This window comes from Lentzea miocenica, from assembly GCF_033949945.1.
GTDB lineage: Bacteria > Actinomycetota > Actinomycetes > Mycobacteriales > Pseudonocardiaceae > Lentzea > Lentzea miocenica.
This window is the reverse complement of record NZ_JAXAVW010000046.1, coordinates 53,069-72,858: the sequence shown is the minus strand read 5'-3', so window position 1 is coordinate 72,858 and position 19,790 is coordinate 53,069. Positions and strand designations below refer to the sequence as shown.

20 protein-coding genes are annotated in these 19,790 nt (G+C 69.1%); 10 read left to right on the top strand and 10 right to left on the bottom strand.

The window, feature by feature from the left end; all coding sequences use genetic code 11:
- Positions 1-28: 28 nt before the first annotated feature.
- Positions 29-925 (top strand): DMT family transporter, encoded by an 897-nt coding sequence (locus SK803_RS41035; RefSeq protein WP_319971612.1) that lies wholly within the window; start codon positions 29-31, stop codon positions 923-925.
- A 1-nt stretch (position 926) separates the two neighbouring features.
- Here the strand turns inward: SK803_RS41035 and SK803_RS41030 are convergent, their stop codons facing one another.
- From SK803_RS41030 to SK803_RS41020, 3 genes are read right to left on the bottom strand one after another with little or no spacing between them, the layout of a single operon-like run.
- Entirely contained in the window at positions 927-1,736 is an 810-nt protein-coding gene (locus SK803_RS41030; RefSeq protein WP_319971611.1) for a hypothetical protein, read from the bottom strand.
- A 10-nt stretch (positions 1,737-1,746) separates the two neighbouring features.
- Positions 1,747-2,301, bottom strand: a complete 555-nt coding sequence (locus tag SK803_RS41025; protein WP_319971610.1) for a hypothetical protein — start codon at positions 2,299-2,301, stop codon at positions 1,747-1,749.
- 56 nt (positions 2,302-2,357) lie between these two features.
- Complete coding sequence (locus SK803_RS41020; RefSeq protein ID WP_319971609.1) at positions 2,358-4,334, bottom strand: thioredoxin domain-containing protein; 1,977 nt, start codon at positions 4,332-4,334, stop codon at positions 2,358-2,360.
- A gap of 55 nt (positions 4,335-4,389) precedes the next feature.
- Between SK803_RS41020 and SK803_RS41015 the strand changes: the two genes are divergently transcribed.
- The 4 genes from SK803_RS41015 to SK803_RS41000 are packed head-to-tail and all read left to right on the top strand — an operon-like array spanning position 4,390 to position 9,552.
- Positions 4,390-5,727: a 3' terminal RNA ribose 2'-O-methyltransferase Hen1 gene (locus tag SK803_RS41015; protein ID WP_319971607.1), complete on the top strand. Its 1,338-nt coding sequence runs from the start codon at positions 4,390-4,392 to the stop codon at positions 5,725-5,727.
- A complete protein-coding gene (locus SK803_RS41010) occupies positions 5,727-8,186 on the top strand; it encodes a polynucleotide kinase-phosphatase (RefSeq protein ID WP_319971606.1) in 2,460 nt (819 codons plus the stop codon). The genes SK803_RS41015 and SK803_RS41010 overlap by 1 nt, the downstream gene beginning before the upstream one ends.
- Positions 8,183-8,797 carry a nucleotidyltransferase domain-containing protein gene (locus tag SK803_RS41005; RefSeq protein ID WP_319971605.1) on the top strand — a complete coding sequence of 205 codons (615 nt, stop codon included), beginning with the start codon at positions 8,183-8,185 and terminating at the stop codon, positions 8,795-8,797. Before SK803_RS41010 ends, SK803_RS41005 begins: the two co-directional genes overlap by 4 nt.
- Positions 8,794-9,552 carry a nucleotidyltransferase domain-containing protein gene (locus SK803_RS41000; RefSeq protein ID WP_319971604.1) on the top strand — a complete coding sequence of 253 codons (759 nt, stop codon included), beginning with the start codon at positions 8,794-8,796 and terminating at the stop codon, positions 9,550-9,552. The genes SK803_RS41005 and SK803_RS41000 overlap by 4 nt, the downstream gene beginning before the upstream one ends.
- Positions 9,553-10,040: 488 nt before the next feature.
- On the opposite strand, the gene SK803_RS40995 is transcribed toward SK803_RS41000, so the two are convergent.
- Both SK803_RS40995 and mca read right to left on the bottom strand, forming a co-directional pair.
- Positions 10,041-10,367, bottom strand: a complete 327-nt coding sequence (locus SK803_RS40995) for a hypothetical protein (protein WP_406601657.1) — start codon at positions 10,365-10,367, stop codon at positions 10,041-10,043.
- A gap of 2 nt (positions 10,368-10,369) precedes the next feature.
- On the bottom strand, positions 10,370-11,239 hold the full coding sequence (gene mca, locus SK803_RS40990) for a mycothiol conjugate amidase Mca (protein WP_319971603.1): 870 nt from the start codon (positions 11,237-11,239) through the stop codon (positions 10,370-10,372).
- Between the two features lie 96 nt (positions 11,240-11,335).
- Here mca and SK803_RS40985 point away from each other — a divergent pair, with 96 nt between their 5' ends.
- Positions 11,336-11,758, top strand: coding sequence for a DUF4307 domain-containing protein (locus SK803_RS40985; RefSeq protein ID WP_319971602.1), 423 nt, complete (start codon positions 11,336-11,338; stop codon positions 11,756-11,758).
- 183 nt (positions 11,759-11,941) lie between these two features.
- Positions 11,942-12,439: a transcription elongation factor GreA gene (gene greA / locus SK803_RS40980; protein ID WP_319971601.1), complete on the top strand. Its 498-nt coding sequence runs from the start codon at positions 11,942-11,944 to the stop codon at positions 12,437-12,439.
- A gap of 27 nt (positions 12,440-12,466) precedes the next feature.
- On the opposite strand, the gene SK803_RS40975 is transcribed toward greA, so the two are convergent.
- A complete protein-coding gene (locus SK803_RS40975; protein WP_319971600.1) occupies positions 12,467-12,976 on the bottom strand; it encodes an Lrp/AsnC family transcriptional regulator in 510 nt (169 codons plus the stop codon).
- Positions 12,977-13,050: 74 nt separating this feature from the next.
- Between SK803_RS40975 and hppD the strand changes: the two genes are divergently transcribed.
- Entirely contained in the window at positions 13,051-14,232 is a 1,182-nt protein-coding gene (hppD, locus tag SK803_RS40970; protein ID WP_319971599.1) for a 4-hydroxyphenylpyruvate dioxygenase, read from the top strand.
- Positions 14,233-14,286: 54 nt separating this feature from the next.
- Positions 14,287-14,532, top strand: coding sequence for a hypothetical protein (locus SK803_RS40965; RefSeq protein WP_319971598.1), 246 nt, complete (start codon positions 14,287-14,289; stop codon positions 14,530-14,532).
- Between the two features lie 75 nt (positions 14,533-14,607).
- On the opposite strand, the gene SK803_RS40960 is transcribed toward SK803_RS40965, so the two are convergent.
- The 4 genes from SK803_RS40960 to SK803_RS40945 form a co-directional block, all read right to left on the bottom strand.
- Positions 14,608-15,753 (bottom strand): cystathionine gamma-synthase, encoded by a 1,146-nt coding sequence (locus SK803_RS40960; RefSeq protein ID WP_319971597.1) that lies wholly within the window; start codon positions 15,751-15,753, stop codon positions 14,608-14,610.
- Positions 15,750-16,133 carry a hypothetical protein gene (locus SK803_RS40955; RefSeq protein ID WP_319971596.1) on the bottom strand — a complete coding sequence of 128 codons (384 nt, stop codon included), beginning with the start codon at positions 16,131-16,133 and terminating at the stop codon, positions 15,750-15,752. The genes SK803_RS40960 and SK803_RS40955 overlap by 4 nt, the downstream gene beginning before the upstream one ends.
- A 113-nt stretch (positions 16,134-16,246) precedes the next feature.
- The gene (locus SK803_RS40950) at positions 16,247-17,332 is read right to left on the bottom strand and encodes an RDD family protein (RefSeq protein WP_319971595.1); all 1,086 of its coding nucleotides are present in this window, start codon (positions 17,330-17,332) and stop codon (positions 16,247-16,249) included.
- 90 nt (positions 17,333-17,422) lie between these two features.
- Positions 17,423-18,793 carry a cystathionine beta-synthase gene (locus SK803_RS40945; RefSeq protein WP_319971594.1) on the bottom strand — a complete coding sequence of 457 codons (1,371 nt, stop codon included), beginning with the start codon at positions 18,791-18,793 and terminating at the stop codon, positions 17,423-17,425.
- Positions 18,794-18,909: 116 nt separating this feature from the next.
- Here SK803_RS40945 and SK803_RS40940 point away from each other — a divergent pair, with 116 nt between their 5' ends.
- On the top strand, positions 18,910-19,782 hold the full coding sequence (locus tag SK803_RS40940; RefSeq protein WP_319971593.1) for an SGNH/GDSL hydrolase family protein: 873 nt from the start codon (positions 18,910-18,912) through the stop codon (positions 19,780-19,782).
- The last annotated feature ends 8 nt before the right edge of the window (positions 19,783-19,790 follow it).

Here is a 19,790-nt window from a genome sequence, read left to right as displayed (position 1 = left end):
GGACCAGTTCGGCGCAAGGCTCTGCACCATGAAACTCGGGGTGGCCGCGGGAGCGACAGCGGCAACGATCGTCGGCGCGTCAGTTCCCGTCACCGGCATGCTGGAGAGCTACCCGGTCCTGACCGGCCAGGCCATGCGCTACCTGCTGGCCGCCGCCGTCCTGCTGCTGGTGGCCCGCCGCCTCCCGATGCCCTCATGGCGCGACATCCCACCGCTGCTGGGCGTCGTCATCTCAGGCATGCTCGGCTTCAACGCCCTGCTCATCGCCGCCCAGCAATACGCGGAACCAGGCTTCGTGGCCGCCGTCATGGGCGCCTCCCCGATCGCGCTGGCACTGATGGCCCGCAACCGCTCCCTCGCCGCCGTGGTCGGCGCCGTAGTAGTGGCCGCAGGCGTGGTGGTGTTGTCCGGCGGCGGCGCGTGGCACGGCCCAGGCCTGATCCTCGCCTTGCTGACCATGGTCGGCGAAGTCTGCTTCACCCTCTTCGCCGTAGGGGTGGTCCGCCGCCTGGGCGTGCTCGGCGTCGCGACCTGGACCTGCCTGCTGGCCGCGGCGATCGGCGCGGTGCTCGGCACCTTCGTAGGAGGCTGGCAGGTCCCGGACACCCGGCAGACGGTCGCGCTGGTGCTGCTGGCCGTGCTGGTGACCGCCCTGGCGTTCGGCCTCTGGTACTTCGCCGTGAACCGCCTGGGCTCGGACCGCGCGGGCGTGCTCATCGGCCTGATGCCGGTGTCCGGACTGGCGACATCCGTGTTGTTGGGCGTGCAGCAACTAACGCTCGTGTCCGTCGTTGGCGTCACCACGGTCGCACTCGGGTGCGCCATCGGCCTCCGGAGGGGAACGCTCAGGCCTGACCAACCACCACTGCCATCTGTCGCACAACCATCCGCGACTCCCCCGGCTCAGCCCGCACCCACCGCATGACTCACGGACTGACCTTGGCCAACCACGACGCGGCCTCATCGGACGGCAGCACCCGCGTGACGTCCACCATCGGCGTCATCATCGGGTACAGCCGGCCCGCGTTCCACGACCGCGCACAAGACGGCACACCCAGCACAACGACCCGGCGGCCCTCGAAAACCGGGATGTCACAGGGACGTCCCTCGTTCCAGATCGTCTCGCCGAACCCGCCGGAAAGCTCGAACTGGCCCCGAATCCCGCCCGCCGGTTCGAGATCCTGGCCGACGGACGCCGCCTCCACCCACGACTGCGGGGGCGGCTCGCCGGGGATCAACGACGGGACCAGGCGGTAGGCGAGCAACGTGTGGAGCTGGAAGTTGTCGCCGAGGCCGCCGATCGTCACCTCGAAGCCCTGGCCAGACGCGGGATGCAGCACCAGCAACGGTTCCAGGTCCAGCACGAGCAGCAGGCCGTGCAGCCACGTGTCGGACGGCACCGCGGCGAGCAGGCGGTCGCGGTGCGGCAGATGAGCGCGGATGTCCTCGTGCTGCACGGGAAGCACCAAGGCGCCCTCCCAGTCGTCCGCGGCAGGATCCTTGCGCTCGAAGGCTTCCGCGACGCGCAGCGCCAGCGGTTCCAGGGCGGGCAACGTGCCCGTGAGGTAGAGGACGTTGCCCAGCAACTGGTTCACCTGCACATCCGCGGACGTGGACAGGACCAGGGCCGCCGCCGACATCTCGTCGAACGAACGGTCCTGGGCCTCTTCGACGAATTTCTCGAACGCGCCCGGCTCGTCGCGGACGACGGACGCGGCGTAGCCGGTCAGCTCCACGCCGCGCAGGTTACGTGAGGTCCGGCCCCTGCGAACGCAGATCGTCGACCTTCGACATGGCGTCGCGCAGGTCGCCGAGCCAGCTGTCCGCGTGCTCGCCGACCAGACGGACGGCCCACGCCAGAGCGTCCGCGCGGGAACGTGCCACGCCCGCGGCCACCAGCGTGTCGAGCACCTGGCGTTCCGGCTGGCGCAGGCGCGTCATCACCGGCACGGCCAGGTGCGTGAACAGCTCACGCGTGCTGCCGAGAGCGGCGCCCCACGCGACCTTGCGGCCGTAGCGGTGCTCGGCCTGGCGGGCGATCTCGATGCGCTCGTCCCGCGTCTCCTCACGCCACCGGGCGATGCGGCCCGACTCGGCCGCGGAGCGCGAGGCGTCGTCGAACTCGCCTTCCAGGTCCGCGAGCGTGCCGACGACCGTGATCTCCTCGCGGTCGATGATCACCTCGGGCGCGCCGGTGAACCAGCCGTCGGGCAGCCTGCCCGCGAACCACGCCGCCGCGTCGTCGGCCGACGGCAGGTCAGCCTGCTGCCAGCCACCTCTTCCTCGCCATCCACGTCCCATGTCCAACACCCCTGATTACTTGATTACGTTGTAACCGACGTTACGCCTGCAATCAGTCAGAGGGTGTTCGCCGTCAGCGAAGTGACCAGGGCATCTGCGGAAACAACGGGCCGGTCGCAGACGTAGCCGCGGCATACGTAGGCGGCCGGAGCCTCGTCGACCAACGGGCGGTCTTCCAGCAACGGCACGGAGCCCGGCTCACCGGACACGACGACGCCACCTCCGGGCACGTTCGCGACTGCGGTCGCCCACAGCGACGCACGGCGTGGGTCCTCGCCCGCGCCCACGACGGCCACCTGCAACGGGCCCGCGACCAGGGCTTCGGCGACGGTCAGCCAGTGGCCGGCGAACCGGGGCGCCCGAGCGGCCAGCAGGCCGGCACGCGTCACCGCGTCCGAAGCGGCACTCGCATAACGCGAAGAGCGCTCGGCACCGGACAGCAACGACGCCGTCAGCAAGGCCGAGGCCAGCGAGGACGCACCCGAGGGCGACGCGTTGTCGGTCGAGTCGGCCGGACGGCGCACCAACGCCTCCGCGTCATCTGCGGTGTCGTAGTAGGCGCCCGGTGAATCCGGCACGGCGAAACGAGAGAGAGCCGTGTCCAACAGGCCGCACGCCATGTCGAGCCACCGGATCGAGCCGGTCACCTGGTGCAACGCGAGCAGGCCATCGGCGAGGCAGCCGTAGTCCTCCAGCACGCCGAACGACGGCCCCGCGACACCGTCCCGCGAGGTCCGCAGCAGCCGGCCCTCGACCAGGTGCACCGAGGCCAGCAACGTCGCCGCCTCCGAGGCCGCGACGATCCACGACGGCTCGCCGAAGAAGGCGCCCGCCTCGGCCAAAGCCGCGATCGCCATGCCGTTCCACGCCGCGATCACCTTGTCGTCACGGCCCGGCTGCGCGCGCTCAGCACGACGAGCCAGCAACGACGCACGCACGTCCTCGCCCGGCTCTGACACGAACCTCAGCGTCGACTTGCCGTCCTCGAAGTTCGGCTCCTCGGTCACCCCGAACGCGGCGGCCGCATCCCCGAGTTCCTCGAACGACCACACGTAAGTCGAGCCCTCAACGCCCTCGGTGTCGGCGTCCAACGATGCCGCGAAGCCACCCTGGGCCGTGCGCAGGTCACGCAACAGGAAAGCCGCCGTGTCCCGCACAACCCGCTCGTAGCGTTCAGAGCCCGTTACCCGCGACAGATGCGTGTAGAAGCGGAGCAGCAAAGCGTTGTCGTACAACATCTTCTCGAAGTGCGGCACGACCCACGAGGCGTCGACGCTGTAGCGCGCGAACCCGCCGCCGAGCTGGTCGTACATGCCGCCGTTCGCCATCGCGTCGGCCGTCGAGGTGGCCATCGAGATCGCCTCGACCGAGCCGGTGCGTTCGTGGTGCCGCAGCAGGAACTCGACCACCATCGACGACGGGAACTTCGGCGCGCCACCGAATCCGCCGTTGCGCCGGTCGAACTCGCCCAGCAGCGACACCACCGCGCCCGCCAGCGCGTCGGAGTCCACAGCGGACGGTGGCAGTGGCGCGGTGTGGCGGGAGATCTCCTCCACCACAACGGAAGCCGACTCCAGGATGTCGTCGGGGCGCGAGGTCCACGCTTCCGACACCGCCTCGACGAGCTGCGTGAACGACGGCATGCCCTGGCGCGGCGACGGCGGGTAGTAGGTGCCGGCGTGGAACGGGCGCGCGTCCGGCGTCAGGAACACGGTCATCGGCCAGCCGCCGGAGCCGGTCATGGCCTGCGTGACCTCCATGTACACGGCGTCGACGTCCGGACGTTCCTCGCGATCCACCTTCACCGGGACGAACCGCGCGTTCACGAACGCCGCCACCGACTCGTCCTCAAAAGACTCGTGCGCCATCACGTGACACCAGTGGCAGGCCGCGTAGCCGACGGACAGCAGCACCGGGACGTTGCGCCGTCGTGCCTCCTCGAACGCCTCGGCGCCCCACGGCCACCAGTCGACCGGGTTGTCAGCGTGCTGCAGCAGGTACGGGCTGGTCGCGTCCGCAAGCCGATTGGTCATGCCAACCACAGTAAATGGGCAGCGCGGACAGCGACTCTCGATCAGACTCGACCTCGTGTTGCTGACCATGACCACGACCCACCAGCCGGCGACCGATCTCGGTCACCTGCTGCACAAACACCCGGACCGGGCCCAGTCGTTCTCGACGAGCTCGGGCACCGCGCACGTCTTCTACCCGAAGGCGTCGCCCGAGGAGTGCACGGTCGCCCTCCTGCTGGAGGTCGACCCCATCGCGCTCGTGCGAGGTCCTGGCAGCACGCTCACGCAATACGTCAACGACCGTCCGTACGCGGCCGGGTCGTTGCTCACCGTCGCACTCGGCAGCGTGTTCCGCACGGCCATGAACGGCCGCAGCGACAGCTTCCCCGAGCTCGCCCGGACGCCGATTCCGCTGGTCATCCGCGTTCCCGCGCTGCCGTACAAGCTCGCGGAGCGGCTGTTCACGCCGCTCGGCTGGACCGTAGAGGTCGCCGAGCACGGTGATTCGCGCTACGGCGACGTCACGCTGACCGGAACGCTCAAGGTCAGCGACGCCCTGAAGCACCTCTACGTGCTGCTGCCCGTGCTCGACGGCGGCAAGCACTACTGGGTCGCCGCCGACGAGGTCGACAAGCTGCTCAAGGCCGGTGACGGCTGGCTGTCGGCGCACCCGGACAAGGAGCTGATCACCACCAGGTACCTGGCGCGCAAGCGACCGCTGGTGCTGTCCGCGCTGGAACGGCTCGCCGAGGTCGACGAGGTCGAGCCGGAGGAGCTGGACAACGCGCTGGCCGAGCCGAAGATCTCCCTTGCCGCACAGCGCAAGGAGGCCGTGATCAAGGCGCTGAAGGAGGCACGGGCCAAGCGCGTGCTCGACCTCGGCTGCGGTGGCGGCGCGTTGCTGCGCGAGCTCGTCAAGGAGCCGGAGTTCACCGAGATCCACGGCGTCGACGTGTCCGCGAAGGCGTTGCAGGAGGCCGCGCGCAAGCTCCACCTGGACCGCATGTCCGACCGGCTGCGCGAGCGGATCACGTTGCGGCAGTCGGCGTTGACCTACGCCGACACCGAGCTCGCCGGCTATGACGCGGCGGTGCTGATGGAGGTCGTCGAGCACGTCGACCCGTCGCGCCTGCCCGCGCTGGAGCACTCGGTGTTCGTCGTGGCACGCCCTGCTGTCGTTCTGGTGACCACGCCGAACGTCGAGTACAACCCGCTCTTCGAAACGTTGCCGGAAGGCCAGATGCGCCATTCCGACCACCGTTTCGAATGGACTCGCGCCGAGTTCGCGGAGTGGGCGGACGGCGTTGCGTCACGACGTGGCTACCGCGTGCGTCATGTGCCGATCGGGCCGGAGGACGCCGACCGCGGCGCGCCGACCCAGATGGCCGTGTTCAGCTCGGAGGACGAGAACTGATGGACCTGAAGATTCCTGACCTGTGTCTGGTGGTGCTGATCGGCGCCTCGGGCTCTGGCAAGTCCACGTTCGCGCGCAAGCACTTCCTCCCCACCCAGGTGCTGTCGAGCGACTACTTCCGCGGGCTCGTGGCCGACGACGAGAACGACCAGTCGGCGTCCGCGGCGGCGTTCGACGTGCTGCACTACGTCGCCGCCAAGCGGCTGGAGGCCGGGCGCGTCACGGTGATCGACGCGACGAACGTGCAGGCGCCCGACCGGGCGAAACTGATCGAGGTCGCGAGGAAGGCGAACGTGCTGCCGGTCGCGATCGTGCTGGACACGCCGACCGACGTGTGCCTGCGGCGCAACGCTTCCCGGCCGGACCGCGACTTCGGCGCGCACGTCGTGAAACGGCACCGGGCCGCGTTGCAGCGGTCGCTGAAGTTCCTCGGCAAGGAGGGGTTCAAGCGCGTGCACGTGCTGCGCTCCGAGTCCGAAGTGGACAGCGCGGTGGTCGTGTACGAGCGTCTGCTCAACGACCTCAGGCACGAGACCGGGCCGTTCGACGTGATCGGTGACGTGCACGGCTGCCGCGCTGAGCTGGAGGAGCTGCTGGTCGAGCTCGGGTACTCGCTGGTCCGCGACGCCGAAGGACGCGCGGTCGACGCCGTTCCGCCTGCCGGGCGCAAAGCGGTCTTCGTGGGCGACCTCGTGGACCGCGGACCGGACACGCCTGGCGTGGTGCGGCTCGTGATGGGCATGGTCGCGAACGGCCACGGGTTCTGCGTCTGCGGAAACCACGAGCAGAAGCTGGTGCGAGCACTGCGCGGCAAGAACGTCCAGGTGCGGCACGGCCTCGCCGAGTCGCTCGCGCAGTTCGCCGCCGAGGACCAGGACTTCCGCCGCCAGGCCGAGAAGTTCTGCGACGGGCTGGTGGCGCACTACGTGCTGGACGGCGGAAACCTCGTCGTCGCGCACGCCGGTCTGCCGGAGCGCTACCACGGCCGCGCTTCCGCACGTGTGCGCAGCTTCGCGCTGTACGGCGACACGACCGGAGAGACCGACGAGTACGGACTCCCCGTGCGCTACCCGTGGGCGAACGAGTACCGCGGCACCGCGATGGTGTTGTACGGCCACACTCCAACGCCTGAAGCAGAGTGGATCAACAACACCATGTGCCTCGACACAGGTGTGGTGTTCGGCGGAAAGCTGACCGCGCTGCGCTACCCGGAGCGCGAGGTCGTGTCCGTCAAGGCGCACCAGGTCTGGTACGAGCCGGTGCGGCCGTTGGTCGCGCCTGTCGTCGAGCGCGCGCCGGACGTGCTGGCGTTGAGCGACGTCACGGGCCTGCGCCGGATCGAGACGTCGCTGATGGGTGCCGTCACGATCCGCGCGGAGCAGTCCGCGTCGGCCTTGGAGGTCATGAGCCGGTTCGCGATCGATCCGCACGACCTGCTGTACCTGCCGCCGACGATGGCGCCGACCGCGACTTCGCAGCGGGACGACGTGCTGGAACACCCGGTGGAGGCGTTCGCGGAGTACGCGGCGGCCGGCGTCTCTTCGGTGATCTGCGAAGAGAAGCACATGGGCTCGCGTGCGGTGTTGTTGGTGCGCAAGGAAGGCGGCGCGATCTACACCCGCACCGGGCGCGCCTTCTTCGACGGCGCACTGGGTTCCGAACTGCTGGACCGCGTGCGTTCGGCCTGCGCCGGCCTGTTCGACGAGTTCTCGACGGACTGGCTGCTGATCGACGCCGAGCTGATGCCGTGGAACGCCAAGGCCTCCGCGCTGATCCGCGAGCAGTACGCGGCGGTCGGGGCGGCCGCCGGTGGCGCGCTGCCGGTGGCGGTCGGAGCACTGGAGTCGGCTGCTGCCCGCGGTGTGGACGTGGCGGAACTGCTGGCACGCACGTCCCAGCGCGCGTCGAACGCCGCGGCCTACCGGGAGGCGTACGAGCGGTACTGCTGGCCGGTCACGGGGCTGGACGACGTGCGGATCGCGCCGTTCCAGCTGCTGGCGGCCGAGGGGCAGACGTTCCACGACCGCTCACACCTGTGGCACCTGGAGACGCTGAGCCGGCTGGAAGGACCGCTGTTCCAGCAGACCCGGCACCTCGTGGTCGACACCGCGGATCCCGCCGCCGGCGTGAAGTGGTGGGAGGAGCTGACCGCGGACGGCGGCGAGGGCATGGTCGTGAAACCGCTGTCGAACTCGGCTGCGCGCGTGCAGCCGGGCGTGAAGGTGCGCGGGCGTGAGTACCTGCGGATCATCTACGGCCCGGACTACACCTCAACGTCGAACCTCGCGCGGCTGCGGAAGCGCGGTCTGGGCCGCAAGCGCGGCCTCGCTCTGCGCGAGTACGCCCTGGGCATCGAGGCCCTGGAACGCGTCGCACGCGGCGAACCGTTGTGGCGGGTGCACGAGTGCGTCTTCGGCGTGCTCGCGCTGGAGTCGGAACCGGTGGACCCACGACTGTGATCCTCGAAGCCGTGATCGGGTCGCACGCCTACGGGCTCGCGACCGACGAGTCCGATGTGGACAGACGAGGGGTGTTCGTCGCGCCCACGGAGTCGTTCTGGCGCCTGGAGAAACCCCCGACCTCGGTCGAGGGCCCGTCGCCCGAACAGCTCAGCTGGGAGGTCGAGCACTTCTGCAAGCTGGGCCTGAAGTCGAACCCGACGGTGCTCGAAACGCTGGTGAGCCCGCTGATCGAGATCAGCACGCCGATGGGAGAGGAACTGCAGGCGCTGCTGCCCGCGTTCCTCTCCCGGTACGCGGTGCGCGCCTACACCCGCGCGACGGAGATGCAGCTGTCGCGCGCGGGCCGGAACCTGAAACCCAAGCAGCTCATGCACGTAGTGCGGCTGCGCCTGGTGGGCCTGCACCTGATGCGAACGGGCGAACTGTCCATCTCGGCGGACCGCTCGTTGCTCGCGATCCGCGACGGCTCGATGTCCTGGGACGACGCGGTTTCGTGGGCACACCGGCTGGGCGACGAACTCGCCGCGGCGAACGGCCCGCTGCCGGAGGAACCCGACCGGGCGCGGGTTGAGGACTGGTTGATGTCGGTGCGCAGGAGGATGTTGTGAGCTACGAGGTTCCAGACCTGAGCGCGGTCGTGGCGGAGCAGTCGCACGGCCTGCTCTTCGCGACCGTGTCCGGCGCGCACCTGTACGGATTCCCGTCCCGCGACTCGGACGTGGACCTGCGCGGCGTGCACGTCCTGCCGCTCGCGGAGATCGTCGGGCTGCGGCACGGCCCGGAGACCAAGGAACGGATGTGGGTGCGCGACGGCGTCGAGATCGACCTCGTCACCCACGACGTGCAGAAGTTCTGCCGCCTGCTCACCCGCCCCAACGGCTACGTGCTGGAACAGCTGCTCTCGCCCCTGGTCGTGCACACCACGGACGGACACCGAAAACTCGCCGACCTCGCCGCGGGGTGCCTGACCTCCCGGCACGGCCACCACTACCGGGGCTTCGCGGCCACCCAATGGCGCCTGTTCGAACGGACCGGCGAAATCAAGCCGCTGCTCTACACGTTCCGCGCCCTGCTGACCGGCGTGCACCTGCTGCGCACCGGCGAGGTGCTCGCGCACCTGCCGACGTTGCTGGACAAGCTCGACGGGCCGGACTACCTGACCGCGCTCATCGAGGCCAAGATCCTCGGCGAGCACCGCGCGCTGGCGGGCGTGCCGGAGCGGCCGGCTCCCGAACGGCTGGAGGCGGACCTCGCGCACTGGCAGGAGCAGCTGCGGGAGGCGCGCGAGACCACCGACCTGCCCGAGCACCCACCCGCGTTCGAGGCGGTGCACGAGTTCGTGGTGGCGACACGACTCGGCTGACACGACCCAGTCGGGGTCGGCTCGACTCGTGCGCACTGGTCTCGGCACTCGTGTGCACCGGCCCGGCTCAGGTGGACTGGCCTCGACTCGGGTGGACTGGCCTCGGCTCGCGTGCACCGGCCTCGGCACTCGTGCGCACCGGCCTCGGCTCAGGTGCACCGGCCTCGGCTCAGGTGCACCGGCCCGGCTCAGGTGCACCGGCCTCGGCTCAGGTGGACTGGCCTCGACTCGGGTGACCTGGCCTGGGCTGTGTGAACTGACGTCGGCTCGTGTGAACTGACGTCGACCCGATCCGAGCCCCGCCCCCCGCGCTTCCTTACCTTGCGGAACGAGCGAAACGCGTTTTGGGTTCCCGGCTATCCACAGGTTATCCCGCTCAGCGTTTTCGCAGGTCAGCGAGCCGCAATCTGTGGACAACTTGAGATCTTGAAATTGAGGGAGCGTTCCGTCCTGCTTCGCCGAGCACTCCGTCCTGCTTCGAGGAGCGCTCAGTCCCGCTTCTTCGGCTCAGCAGAAGCCGAGGAAGACGGCTCAGCCGCGCCCTCCGCGGGCTTCTCCGCCGCCGCGACCGGCTCGACCGGCGCGCCCGGCTCGACCGGCTCGTCGAACGACGCCGGCACGCGCTTGAGGTGCTTGTTCATCGACTTGACGAGGAAGAAGACCGCGATGAAGAAGACGATCAGCAGGACGAGGCCGACCGGGGAGGACTTGCCGAAGTCCTCACCCTGGCCGCCCTTGTCGTTGTTCGTGTTCGACGGCTGCACGGCGACGATGGCCACCGTGCTGCTGAGGTCGAAGTCTTGCGAAGGGGTCACCCCTAGACCTTAACTCCGGCGAACAGGTCGTTCTCCGGCAGCGTCGAGTCGACCAGGGAGCGCACGAGTTCGTACTCCTCGGTCGGCCAGACGTCGCGCTGCAGGTCCATCGGGATCGCGAACCAGCGGCTGGTCGGGTCGATCTGGGTCGCGTGCGCCTTCAGGGCCTCGTCGCGGACGTCGAAGTAGTCCGCGCACTCGACCTGCGTGGTCACGCGGTCCATCACGTCGGGACGGTCGGCGTCCCAGTTCGCGAGCCATTCGGTGTAGGGAGACTCCATGCCGCGGGCTTCCATGGCCTCGTGGAACGCCAGGAGCTTGGCGCGCGAGAAGCCGTGCCCGTAGTAGACCTTCTGGGTCTCCCACGGCGAGCCCAGCGAGGGCTCGAACGACGGGTCGGCGGCGGCGTCGAGCGCTGCCATCGAGATCTCGTGCGTGCGGATGTGGTCCGGGTGCGGGTACCCCCCGTTTTCGTCATACGTCACCACGACGTGCGGGCGGAAGTCCCTGATCGCTTCTACGAGGGACGGCACCGACTCCTCCAGCGGCACGAGGGCGAAGCAGCCCTCTGGCAGCGGCGGCTTCGGGTCGCCCTCCGGCAGACCTGAGTCCTTGAAGCCCAGCCAGCGGTGCTGGATGCCGAGGATCTTGGCCGCGCGGGCCATTTCCTCCCGGCGGACCTCGATGATGTTCTCGAGCACGTCCGGCCTGTCCATCGCCGGGTTGAGGATGCTGCCCGCGCCACCGTCGGTACAGGTCACGACCATCACGTCGTGCCCTTCGGCGATGTAGCGAGCCATCGAGGCCGCGCCCTTGCTCGACTCGTCGTCGGGATGTGCGTGCACTGCCATAAGGCGCAGCTTTTCGGCCATGACCCCCGTGGTCCTCCTGTGTCAACGGTCCTGCGACACTCATCAACTGAACGCCGGGCACCATTGTTCCCCAGAGTCCGAGGAGGGCGCGGAGAAGTGGCACAGCGCGCGCTTCCTGAGGGGCGCTACAGCAAAACGGGTCGCAAGCCGCTGTCCAGGTGGACGCGCTGGGCGTTACTCGCTGTAGCGGTGGCGGTGGGTGCCCTGGTCGCCTTCGTGGGTTACCGAAATCTCGGCACAAAGCCGATCGAGGCCAAGCAGACCGCGTTCAACTTCCTCGGCGACGACCGCGTACAGGTCAGTTTCGAGGTTTCCCGAGATCAACCAGAGCGTGCGGCTGTCTGCATCATTCGGGCCCGATCCAAGGACGGGGACGAAGCGGGCAGACGCGAAGTTCTGGTCCCGCCGGGAAATGCCCTCGTCGTCGAGACAACAGTTCTCCGCACCTCGAAGCCGCCGGTCACCGGCGAGGTCTTCGGGTGCTCCTACCAGGTTCCCCCCTACTTGTCCACGAGCTAGCGGCCAAGCGGGTGATCTGCGGTTTAAACGGCGAGATGGGGAACAAATCGCCGTCGCTGAGCGTTGTCTCCGTGTTACTATTGCCGCTCAAGCACGGCCCCGGCGCGGGCCGTGTTTTTCCGTTCCGGGCCCACGGCCCGGGAACTATCTGGTGACACGTGTGCACCAGAGCAAGACGAGGAGTTGGTGACCGTGAGCGACACCCAGGTGACCTGGCTGACCCAGGAGGCCTACGACCGGCTCAAGGCTGAGCTGGACGAACTTATCGCGTACCGCCCGGTCATGGCTGCCGAGATCAACGCTCGCCGCGAAGAGGGCGACCTCCGCGAGAACGGTGGCTACCACGCGGCTCGCGAGGAGCAGGGCAAGCAGGAGGCGCGCATCCGCCAGCTGCACGAGCTGCTCCAGGCCGCCAAGGTCGGCGAGGCTCCCACCACGAAGGGTGTCGCGGCGCCGGGCACGGTGCTCACGATCCGCTACGAAGGCGACGACGAGGCCGAGACCTTCCTGCTGGCGACCCGCGAAGAGGGCGCGCACGGCGAGATGGAGGTCTACTCCCCGCTGTCGCCGCTCGGCAAGGCACTGAACGGCGCGAAGGACGGCGAGACCGTGTCCTACGAGCTGCCCAACGGCAAGCAGCAGAAGGTCACGCTGATCTCCGCGGTTCCTTACCAGTCGTAGTCACGCCACAAACGTACGAAGGGGCGGTCACCTCGGTGGCCGCCCCTTCACGCGTTCCAGGAGCGGCCGCACGCGTGGGGGCACGGGCGTGGAGAGCGCGATCGACGTGGAGAGTCGCCGCACGTGCGGCACGTCCACGATGTGATCGACCACGCGCTGCAGGTCCGCGTTCGACCTGGCGACCATTCTCACGAAGAGATCGCCCTGGCCGGTCGTCGCGTGCACCTCGCACACCTCGCTGATCGCGGCCAGCCCCTCGCACACTTCGGCTCGCCGGCCCTGCGCGATCTCGACCGTCGCGAACGCCGTCAGCCCGTAGCCCATCGCGCCGAGGTCGAGCGCCGGCGGGAACCCGGTGAGCACGCCGCGGTCGACCAACCGGTCCAGCCGGGCCTGCACGGTTCCCCGCGCGACCCCCAGCCGGCGCGAGCATTCGAGGACGCCGAGCCGCGGCTCGTCGGTGAGCAGCAACAGCAGCCGCGCGTCCAGTTCGTCGACTGGCTGGTCAGAGTGCTCACTCTGCTGATCGTTGACCACAGATCACTATACAAACTGCGCAGCAAAATCGCTGACTGTTGCTCACCCTGCTAGGTCGAATCATGCTGTGGAGCATGACGCAGCAGCTTGACGACGTGAGCTACGACCAGCTCCGGCAGCTCGTGGGGTTGGTCGACTACGACGCAACCAAGGACCCCTTCCCCGTGCGCTCCATGGACGCCGTGGTGTTCGTCGCGGGCAACGCCACCCAGACCGCCTGGCTCTACCAGGTGGCGTTCGGCATGGAGCTCGTGGCCTACGCGGGCCCCGAGACCGGTCAGCGCTCCCACAAGTCGTTCGTGCTGAAGTCGGGCTCGGCCCGCTTCGTGATCCACGGCGGCGTGCTGCCCGGCTCCGAGCTCCTCGACCACCACCGCCGCCACGGCGACGGCGTGATCGACCTGGCGCTGGAGGTCGGCGATGTCGACCAGTGCATCAAGCACGCACGCGCACAGGGCGCGACCGTGCTGGAAGAGCCGCACGACGTGTCGGACGAGCACGGCACGGTGCGTCTCGCGGCCATCGCGACCTACGGCGAGACTCGCCACACGCTCGTGGACCGTTCCAAGTACAAGGGCCCCTACCTGCCCGGCTACGTGGCCAGGACTTCCTCCGTGAAGCGCCCCGAGGGTGCTCCGAAGCGCCTGTTCCAGGCCGTCGACCACTGCGTCGGCAACGTCGAGCTCGGCAAGATGGACTACTGGGTCGAGTGGTACAACCGCGTCATGGGCTTCGTGAACATGGCGGAGTTCATCGGCGACGACATCGCCACCGACTACTCGGCGCTGATGTCCAAGGTCGTCTCGAACGGCAACCACCGCGTCAAGTTCCCGCTGAACGAGCCGGCGGTCGCGAAGAAGAAGTCGCAGATCGACGAGTACCTCGAGTTCTACGAGGGCGCGGGCGTGCAGCACATCGCGCTGGCGACCAACGACATCATCAAGACCGTCACGGCCATGCGCGACGCGGGCGTGGAGTTCCTGGACACGCCGGACTCCTACTACGACGACCCGGAGCTGCGTGCCCGCATCGGCGAGGTCCGCGTGCCGATCGAAACGCTGAAGGAACACCGCATCCTGGTCGACCGCGACGAGGACGGCTACCTGCTGCAGATCTTCACCAAGCCGATCGGCGACCGCCCGACCGTCTTCTACGAACTGATCGAGCGCCACGGCTCGCTGGGCTTCGGCAAGGGCAACTTCAAGGCCCTTTTCGAGGCGATCGAGCGCGAACAGGAGCGACGCGGCAACCTCTGATGGCGATCCCCCGGTAGGCTGCCTTACGGGGGACTCACATCGCGGGGAGGTGGCATGGCACTCGTACGACGCGTGGCCGCAGTGATTCCGCTGGTCGGAGCCGTGACCACGGCTGCGGCACTGACCGGAGCGGCGTTCCTGACCGTGGCGCACGCCGGCTGCGACGAGGCCGGCCGCTTCGTCCGCACCGGCGACTCGATCCAGTTCGTCGGCGGCTGTGTCAACGGCGCCGACCTTCCGGCGGCGCCGACGGCCGAGGCCGAGGACGTGGATCGGTTCGGCGGCTCCAAGAAGCCATAACGCGCTGAGGGCGTCTGCAAGTACTGCCAACTCGAAGTCGGCGGTACTTGCAGACGCCCTTTCGCACGTCAGGAACTAGCCCAGCGCCTCGATCAGGTCGGCCACCAGGTCGTCACCGGACTCGATGCCCACCGACACGCGCACCAGGTCCGCCGGCACCTCCAGCATCGACCCGGCGGTCGACGCGTGCGTCATCTTCCCGGGGTGCTCGATCAGCGACTCGACGCCGCCCAGCGACTCGGCCAGCGTGAACAGCTTGGTCCGTGCGCAGACCTCCAGCGCCGCGGCCTCGCCACCCTCGACGAGGAACGACACCATGCCGCCGAACCGGCGCATCTGCTTGGCCGCGACGGCGTGGCCGGGGTGCGACTCCAGACCGGGGTAGATCACCTTCCGGACGCGCGGGTGCCGCGTGAGGGCCTCGGCAACCAGTTCGGCGTTGTCGGAGTGCTTCTCCATGCGCAGCTCGAGGGTCTTGATGCCGCGCAACGTCAGGTAGGCGTCGAACGGGCCGGGCACCGCGCCGGCGCCGTTCTGCAGGAAGCCGAACGCCGCGTCGAGCTCCTCGTCGGAGGTGATGAGGGCGCCGCCCACGATGTCGGAGTGGCCGCCGACGTACTTGGTCGTCGAGTGCAGGACCACGTCCGCGCCCAGCTCCAGCGGGGTCTGCAGGGCGGGTGATGCGAAGGTGTTGTCGACGACGAGCTTGGCGCCCGCGTCGTGCGCGACGGAGGCGATGGCCGCGATGTCGCCGATGTTCAGCAGCGGGTTGGTCGGCGTCTCGATCCACACGAGCTTCGTCGCGGGCGTGATGGCCGCGCGGATGGCGTCCACGTCGGAGACCGGCGCGGGCGAGTGGGTGACGCCCCACTGCGAGAAGACCTTGTCGATCAGCCGGAACGTGCCGCCGTAGGCGTCGTTCGGGATGACGATGTGGTCGCCCGGCCTGAGGAACGTGCGCAGCGCCGCGTCCGTCGCACCCATGCCGGAGGAGAACGCACGGCCGAAACGCCCGCGTTCGAGCGAGGCGAGGCAGGTCTCCAGCGCGCGGCGGGTCGGGTTGCCGGTGCGCGAGTACTCGAAGCCCTCACGCAGCCCGCCCACGCCGTCCTGGGCGTACGTGGACGTCGCATAGATGGGCACGTTCACCGCACCCGTGGTCGGGTCCGGGTCCTGACCGGCGTGGATCGCCCTGGTGGCGAAGCCGTATGGGGTGCTCATGTCCGAAGGGTACTCACCCATCTGGCGGTCGACGGCAAGAGTCCAAGCAGTGAACCGGCCAGTGCGAACAGGAGCGTGAGCATCACGACGTCCTGCAGGCCGATCGCGTGGAACACCGCCACCGTGCTGATGAACCCGGTCACGTCGGCCGCGGTCAGGCCCACCTGCACCAGCAGGAGCACCGTGCCCGCGGGGATCAGGAACCGGCCGAGGCCCACCCGCAGGCACAGCAACGCACCGCCCGCCATCAGCAGCACCACCGCGAGTCCCTGCACCCCCAGGGCCAGCTGGAACTGGAAGACCTGGAAGGCCACCGAGACGATCCGCCCCATCTCGGTGAGCTGCCAGATCATGCCGATCAACAGCGCCAGGCCTGCCACGAGGGCCAGCAGGCCACCGAGAACACCCGTCGCACCAGAAGGACGAGGCCCAGGAAACGGGCCAGCCCCCGGCCACTGGGAAGTGACCGGGGGCTGGTACGGCTGCTGAGGGTTCACCAACCCTGCTGCTGCTGCTGTCCGTAACCCTGCTGCGGCGGCTGGCCGTAGCCACCCTGCTGCGGGGGCTGCTGCTGCGGGTAACCGCCGGTGCCCGGCTGCTGCGGGTAGCCACCGGTGCCGCCGTACGGCGACGCGGTCTCCGGGGCGTTGATCACGATGGACTTCATGATCTTGTCCGCCCAGGTCTGCTTCTTGGGCTCCCACAACGGGGCGAAGAAGCCCGCGTAGCACGGCAGGGCGTCGACGACGTGGCACAGCTGGCGCACGAACGTCGTACCGCCGCCGAGCGGCTGCATGGTCTCCTCGGAGACCAGCTTGATCTTCGCGATCTTCTTGCCGATCGACTGACCGGTCTGCCCCTGCTTGATCACCGTGTTCCAGATGATGAAGCCGAAGTTCGCCAGCCACACCAGCGCACCCAGGAAGAGGATGCCGGGAGCGTCAGCGCCGACCGCGATGCCCACGATGATGTAGTACAGGATCGTCGCGACGACCGAGGGCGCCGCGATGTCGATCAGGTAGCCGACGAAGCGCGAGCCCCACTCCGCGTAGCCCGTGGGCGGCGGCGGAACCATGCCGTAACCGGCGGGCGCGCCACCGTACGCGGGCTGGCCGTACTGCTGCTGCGGCTGGCCGTACGGGTTCGACTGCGGAGCACCGTAAGGCTGCTGCGGCTGACCGTAGGGCTGCTGCTGCTGCGGCTGGCCGTAGGGCTGCTGCTGTGGCTGGCCGTACGGGTTCGACTGCGGAGCGCCGTAGGGCTGCTGCTGCGGAGCGCCGTACGGGGGCGGCGGCTGCTGGGCGGGGAACCCGCCAGAGCCGGGTCCCTGTGCCGGGAAGCCACCCGAACCGGGGGCTGCCGACGGCGGCACCTGTCCGGGGCTGACGACCTGGGTGGCGTCCGCGTTGTGCTGCGGTGCGGCGGGTGCCTGACCAGGCGAGACGACCTGCGTCGCGTCCGGGTTCGGGTTCGCCGCGGACGGCTGGCCACCTCCCGGGACGATCTGCGTGGCGTCCGCGTTGGGCTCCTGCTGCGGCTGACCGCCGAACTGGTTTCCTGGCGGCTGCGGAGCGTTCATCCGGTTTCCAACCCCCTTGGCTGGGCCGTGTACGAGTAAGACTGATGATGATCTGGGGCGTCACGCTATCGGACGCACCCGCCTCTACGCTCAGCGACCAGCCAAGAACCCCAGAATGTCCTGCCGAGTTACGACTCCGGCAGGCTTTCCGTCCTCCAGGACGAGGGCCGCGTCCGCGTTCGAGAGCGCGTTCATGGCGATTCCGACGGGCTCACCGGCGCCGAGCGTGGGTAGCGGCGGCGACATGTGCTTGTCGAGCCGGTCCGACAGCTGGGCCTTGCCGGTGAACAGCGCGTCGAGCAGGTCGCGCTCGTTGACCGCGCCGGCGACCTCTGCGGCCATGATGGGCGGCTCGGCGTTGACGACCGGCATCTGCGAGACACCGAACTCGCGCAGGATCGCGACCGCGTCACCGACGGTCTCGTTCGGGTGCGCGTGGACCAGGTCGGGGAGCATGCCGCCCTTGCGCCGCAGCACGTCGCCGACGGTCGCGCCGGTCGAGTCCGGCGGGAGGAAGCCGTAGGACGCCATCCAGCGGTCGTTGAAGACCTTGGACAGGTAGCCGCGGCCACCGTCGGGGAGGATCACGACCACGACGGCGTCTTCCGGCAGGTCCCTCGCGACGCGCAACGCCGCGGCGGCCGCCATCCCGCAGGAACCGCCGACCAGCAGGCCCTCCTCGCGGGCGAGGCGGCGGGTGACGTCGAACGAGTCCGCGTCCGAGACCTCGACGATCTGGTCGCAGATGGTCTTGTCGTAGGCCTCCGGCCAGAAGTCCTCACCGACGCCCTCGACGAGGTACGGGCGGCCGGTGCCGCCGGAGTAGACGGAGCCTTCCGGGTCCGCGCCGATGACCTGCACGGCGCCGTCCGAGACCTCCTTGAGGTAGCGGCCGGTGCCGGAGATCGTGCCGCCGGTGCCGACGCCCGCGACGAAGTGCGTGATCTTGCCTGCGGTCTGGCGCCAGATCTCGGGGCCGGTCTGGTGGTAGTGGCTCGCCGGGTTCTCGGGGTTCGAGTACTGGTCCGGCTTCCACGCGCCGGGGATCTCGCGGACCAGCCGGTCGGAGACGTTGTAGTACGAGTCCGGGTGCTCGGGCGCGACGGCGGTCGGGCACACCACGACCTCGGCGCCGTAGGCCTTGAGGACGTTGCGCTTGTCCTCGCTGACCTTGTCGGGGCACACGAACACGCACTTGTAGCCCTTGCGCTGGGCGACCAGCGCGAGCCCGACTCCGGTGTTGCCGGAGGTCGGCTCGACGATCGTGCCTCCTGGCTGAAGCTCGCCGGACTTCTCCGCGGCCTCGACCATGCGCAGCGCGATGCGGTCCTTCACGCTGCCGCCGGGGTTCAGGTACTCGACCTTGGCCAGCACCGTGGCCTTGATTCCCGTGGTCAGGGAGTTGAGCTTCACCAACGGCGTGTTGCCGACCAGATCGACGACGTGCTCGACGTACTCCACCGGACTACTCCCCACTCCCACTCTTCGAGATAGCGGAACGAAGCCTAGCTCTAGTCGCTGCGGAGGCTAATTCGAACAGCGGAACCGACGATTCCCCTGGAAAGGGGGTGTTGCGGATGATCGGACTGAGGACACTGCGAGCGGTGGCGATGACCGCCGCGACGCTCGGAGGTCTCTCGGGCGCGCTGGTCGGGTTGCTGAACGAGCAGGGCAGACGTGCTCGGACGGCCATCGGCGTGCTGGAGCACCTGTGGCCCGCACCGGACGGCGTCTACCGGGACGACGGCAGCGATCCGCTGCGGCTGGCGGTGCTCGGCGACTCGATGGCGGTGGGCGTCGGTGTGACGCATCCCTCGCAGATGCCGGGTGTGCTGCTGGCCGGCGCGCTGGCCGAGGAGGCCGAACGGCCCGTGCGCCTGTCCACCTACGCCATCAGCGGCTCGACCACGCGCGACCTGGTGCCGCAGGTCGACGCGGCCGTGCAGGACGCGCCCCAGGTGGCGCTGATCATCATCGGTGCGAACGACGTGACGTCGAAGATGGGCGTCCGCGAGTCCGCTTCGCTGCTGGGCGAGCAGGTGCGGAGGTTGCGCGCCGCCGGGTGCGGTGTCGTCGTCGGGACCTGCCCCGACCTCGGGATCGTGCGGCCGATCCCCCAGCCGTTGCGGATGATCGGGCACCAGTACAGCGTGCGGCTGGCGGCGGCGCAGACCGCCGAGGTGTCGCGGGCGGGTGGCGTGCCGGTGTCGCTGGGCAACCTGCTGGCGCCCGAGTTCATGGCACGGCACGTCGACATGTTCAGCTCGGACCGCTTTCACCCCAGCGCGGCCGGCTACGAGGCAGCGGCCGGCGTGCTGCTGGCACCGTTGTGCCAGGTCGCGGGACTGTGGTCGGTCTGGATCGCGCCCGCGTTGCCGGTGCGATCGGCGGCCGCCCTGGCCGTGCGGCCGTCACGCCTGCCCGGATGGCTGCAAAGACGGCACGCGTGAGTTCCGGA